The sequence below is a fragment of the Weissella sp. DD23 genome, from assembly GCF_001579105.1.
In the GTDB taxonomy this organism is placed as follows: Bacteria; Bacillota; Bacilli; order Lactobacillales; family Lactobacillaceae; genus Weissella; species Weissella cibaria.
Genome location: NZ_KQ970392.1, coordinates 187,573 through 191,676, shown reverse-complemented (window position 1 = coordinate 191,676; position 4,104 = coordinate 187,573). Strand labels below are relative to the sequence as shown.

Genomic DNA, 4,104 nt, shown 5'->3' with positions numbered 1-4,104 from the left:
GGATTTTGTGCCGGCGCGGCATTAAAGCCGCCTTGGTTGCCACCCTGTTGACCACCGCCGAAGTTATTGTTTGCTGAACCGCTTTGCGCACGGCGTTGCTCACTTTCAGCGCGACTCTCCAACAACGAGAAGTTATCAACGACAACTTCTGTGACATATACACGTTGACCTTGTTGGTTCTCGTAGTTACGAGTTTGCAAACGGCCTTCAACTGCAACCAATGACCCCTTAGAGGTAAAGTTTGCAAAGTTTTCAGCCGACTTACGCCAGATAACGGCGTTAATAAAGTCGGTCTCACGCTCACCATTAGCGTTAGTAAACTGACGGTTAACAGCAAGTGAGAAAGTTCCGACAGCAGCACCTGAAGTCGTGTAACGTAATTCAACGTCACGCGTCAAGCGACCAACCAGAACAACACGATTAATCATATGGAAAGTCTCCTTTCAATGGTCCATCGACCAATAAAACTAAGTCAATAAAAATGTTAGACAATTAAGCTAACAATTACTCAGCTGATGCAAAGTCGCGCTTTACAACCATGTGACGCAAGATATCTTGTGAGATCTTTGCCAAACGATCAAATTCGTTGATGGCTGCGTCATCTTCTGCAGTAAAGTTAACGATGTGGTAAGTACCCTCACGGTAACCTGCAATTTCGTATGCAAAACGACGTGATGACCAGTCCTTAGACTCTGCCACCGTTGCACCGTTGTCCGCCAAGATCTTGTCGAAACGCTCAACCAATGCCTTCTTAGCATCGGCGTCCATGTCAGGGCGAATGATGTACGTCAATTCGTATGCCATAATAACTTCCTCCTTTTGGTCTATGGCCGACTTCCTGCCGGCAAGGAGAGCTGTTGAAACAAATTTCAACATAACTCACAAGAACTAAGTTTACACGCCCCACCAACGTTTTGCAAGTAGAATGGCTACGCCTTTTTGTACATGATTCATTTATGCAAATATCTATGATTCCTGAATTTAGCGGTTAATCATCCACGCATTTCTCATGACAGCGACGAGAACAGTCCCACATATGAGACACATTATGCACTCACCACATTTTCAAACTAAAACAATGGGAATTGCCCATTTTTATCAATACATTTAAAATACAAAAATATTCAATAAATCTATTTTTGTAATTTTTTGAAAATTTACAAAAAAATTCAAACGCCATTTTTGTTGTTTAGGTTCCCAAAACTGACGATAATATATACACGTAGTTGCTTATTATTAGTAATTACAAAAGAGAAAGAAAGAGTTAGTAACATATTATGGATACATATAAAGTTTCACGACGTTCGGCAACACGTCGTTTACTATTTAGTGTCGCACTATTGGGTACTGTGACACTATCTGCACCAATTTCCGTTGTCGCCGCAACGGATGGTTTCTCCGTTACAACGCCCTCATCTACTTACGATGTGGCAAACGGATTCCTCACCTTTGATTCCCAAACCTCAAAAGATCAAAGCTGGCTAGTACCAAGTGGTAATTGGTACTTCTCAGTTAATACTGCTGACATTAACGCCGGGTTAGCCAACCCTGAAGTTCACGCAATTTACATCAGTGCCTACGGTCAACGCACCCAATTAACCTTCAATGGCGACGGTACGCAAACACTAACTGGCGACCGTGGCGTATCATATCGTGTGCAAGTTAAGAATGGTGAAGTTAGTTTGTATAACGGTGGTTCAAACGCTTCAATGGATATCCCTGTTCGCACAACGCAAACAACATACTTCAAGGACGTTAACGGCAAGGATATCGCACCTGCCGTGGCACAAAGTAACGCAATCGTTGGGCAAGACTACACCACAACGTCTAAAGTAATTCCTGGCTATACCTTAACCGAGACACCAGTTAATGCGACCGGTACCGTTTCAAATCAAAAGACGACTTATGTTGTTGGTACAACAACAACAGAGCCACTGTACGATGACAACGGTCGCCAATGGGCCATCGCAACTAAGACAATTACTGATCCAGCCGGTTCAATTACTGAAACATTGCAAGTCACAGATCGCAACGGTAACCCAATCAGCGGCGTCTTACGTCCGTCAGAGGGTGGCTCAATTGCGCCCGGTAGTTATGGTACTTTTGCTGGTTTGTCACGTTATGGGGCACCATACGGCACGCTGTACCTAACGAACCACAACATTGAGCCCGACACGGTTACCTACGTTTATAAGAAAAATCAAGAAACTGCCAACATCGTGTTAAAGACACCGGATGACACAGTTCTTGGCAAGACAACTGTCACTGGCGACTACGGTGACACACCTTCATATACGCCACCAACCATACCTGGTTACACGTTGACAAAGACACCAACAATCAATCCTTTGAATGATGATGACACGCCAACTTACGAGTACGAATACACACCAAAGACTGAGACTGCAACGGTTAAGGCCGAAGTTATCGATGCCAACGGTAATCCAACTGGTAAGTATCTGCAAATTGATTCATCCTACAAGTACCCAATCGAGCAGAGCGGTCCTTTTAACTCATCATATAAGTTTGGTATTCCTGTCTTGAGCGGTACCGATGCCGACGAGTATATGTACGCCGGTTCAGGTCAAGCTTCTGATTCTGAGAAGGATTACTACGATCCAGAATCAGGTATCGTAACCGGGGTCTACATGGATGACACAAATACAGTGACGTATTACTTCCGCGAGAAGCCAAAGCCAATTACACCAACCGTTCCTGTTACGCCATCAACGCCCGATGACGGCAAGAACGGCAACGATGGTGACAAGACCAACACTGGTAATGGCGGTGATACGACGACCCCTGCAACACCAACTACACCTGAGACGCCTGATGCGCCAACAAAGAACCCAACCATTGCGCCCGACCCTAACTTTGTCATGGGTTCAGCAACGATTGAGTACGTTTACGCAGACGGGTCACAGGCTGCCGAGCCTGGCGCACAATCTGGTCGTGTCGGTGCAGATTATGGTTTCGACGCACCCGACAAGCCTGGTTACACCAAGACAGTGACTGGCGATGCTTTGTCAGGTATTCTAGGTGATCAACCTAAACACATCATTGTTACCTACACGCCAATCGAACAAACGATTAAGGTGCACCACGTGGACGAGCAAGGTAACAAGCTTGCCGACGACACAACCATGACTGGTGTCACCGGTGATACCGCAACCGCTGAAGCTTATGACACAATTAAGGGTTACAAAGTTAAGGGGGCTAGCGAGCAATCCGTTACCTTTGGTAAAGACGGCGACGTCACGTTCGTTTATACAAAGAACACCAAGAAGGTCACCGTTGTACCATTCACCCGCGATAAGGACGGTAATCGTGTCCCAATCCCTGGTCAAACCCAAGTTGTTGAAGTTCCTTGGGAAGATAACCAAACAAAGGTACCGGTTTCTGACTTGCCAAACATCCCTTATTACACGCGTGGTGATGTTGCCGTTGACGGCGGTTATGCAACTGTCGATGGCGATTACATCAAGGTCGACACTTCAACTAACCCACCAACTTTGTGGGTTGAGTACACACCTGATACCAGTAATCCAGTCGTCGGTGAAGATGTCGGTACAAACACGGACTACCCTGGTAAGATTGTCCCAGTTGATCCAGACGGCAAAACTTTGAAGCCTGATGGTGACGCCTCATACAATGACAAGCCTGGAACAAAGGTTAAGACACCAACTGTGCCTGGCTATACAGCCGAAGTGCCTAATGTTGAAGTACCCGTTGGTGGTGGTGATATCAAGGTCACTTACCACAAGAAGCCTGTCAGTGACGTGGACACAAAGAGCAACACACCAATTGCCCAGGCAGTTAAAGACGTGCACGAAGCCACGCCAACGCCTACCACGGCTACTCCTGCTACGACACCATCAGATAACACACCTGTTAAATCTGATGACAACGCCACAGCTACTAAGTCTGATGACAAGCCAGCACTAGCACAACTATTGCCAGAAACTGGTCAAGACTTGCAAGTCGGCGTGTCAATTATCGGTCTTGTGATGCTTGCATTTGCTGCGATTTACGCCTTTGTAATTCGCCCAGTGCGTCGTCGCAATAAATAATTTACGTTTAAAAAAGCGATGGGAAATCGATATG

The 4,104-nt window shown here is 46.0% G+C and carries 3 protein-coding genes; 1 reads left to right on the top strand and 2 read right to left on the bottom strand.

Features of this window, described 5'->3' with window-relative positions; all coding sequences use genetic code 11:
• Both ssb and rpsF read right to left on the bottom strand, forming a co-directional pair.
• Positions 1 to 428: single-stranded DNA-binding protein (gene ssb, locus WEIDD23_RS05195; RefSeq protein ID WP_082778314.1), on the bottom strand; the 428-nt coding region annotated here is incomplete at its 3' end.
• Between the two features lie 76 nt (positions 429 to 504).
• The gene (gene rpsF / locus WEIDD23_RS05190) at positions 505 to 804 is read right to left on the bottom strand and encodes a 30S ribosomal protein S6 (protein ID WP_003608769.1); all 300 of its coding nucleotides are present in this window, start codon (positions 802 to 804) and stop codon (positions 505 to 507) included.
• A gap of 473 nt (positions 805 to 1,277) precedes the next feature.
• Here rpsF and WEIDD23_RS05185 point away from each other — a divergent pair, with 473 nt between their 5' ends.
• Positions 1,278 to 4,070, top strand: coding sequence for a MucBP domain-containing protein (locus WEIDD23_RS05185; protein WP_062358815.1), 2,793 nt, complete (start codon positions 1,278 to 1,280; stop codon positions 4,068 to 4,070).
• The last annotated feature ends 34 nt before the right edge of the window (positions 4,071 to 4,104 follow it).

Coding starts and splice junctions, on each gene's coding strand:
- rpsF (WP_003608769.1), bottom strand. CDS start 804: ATGGCATACGAATTGACGTACATCATTCGCCCTGACATGGACGCCGAT.
- WEIDD23_RS05185 (WP_062358815.1), top strand. CDS start 1,278: ATGGATACATATAAAGTTTCACGACGTTCGGCAACACGTCGTTTACTA.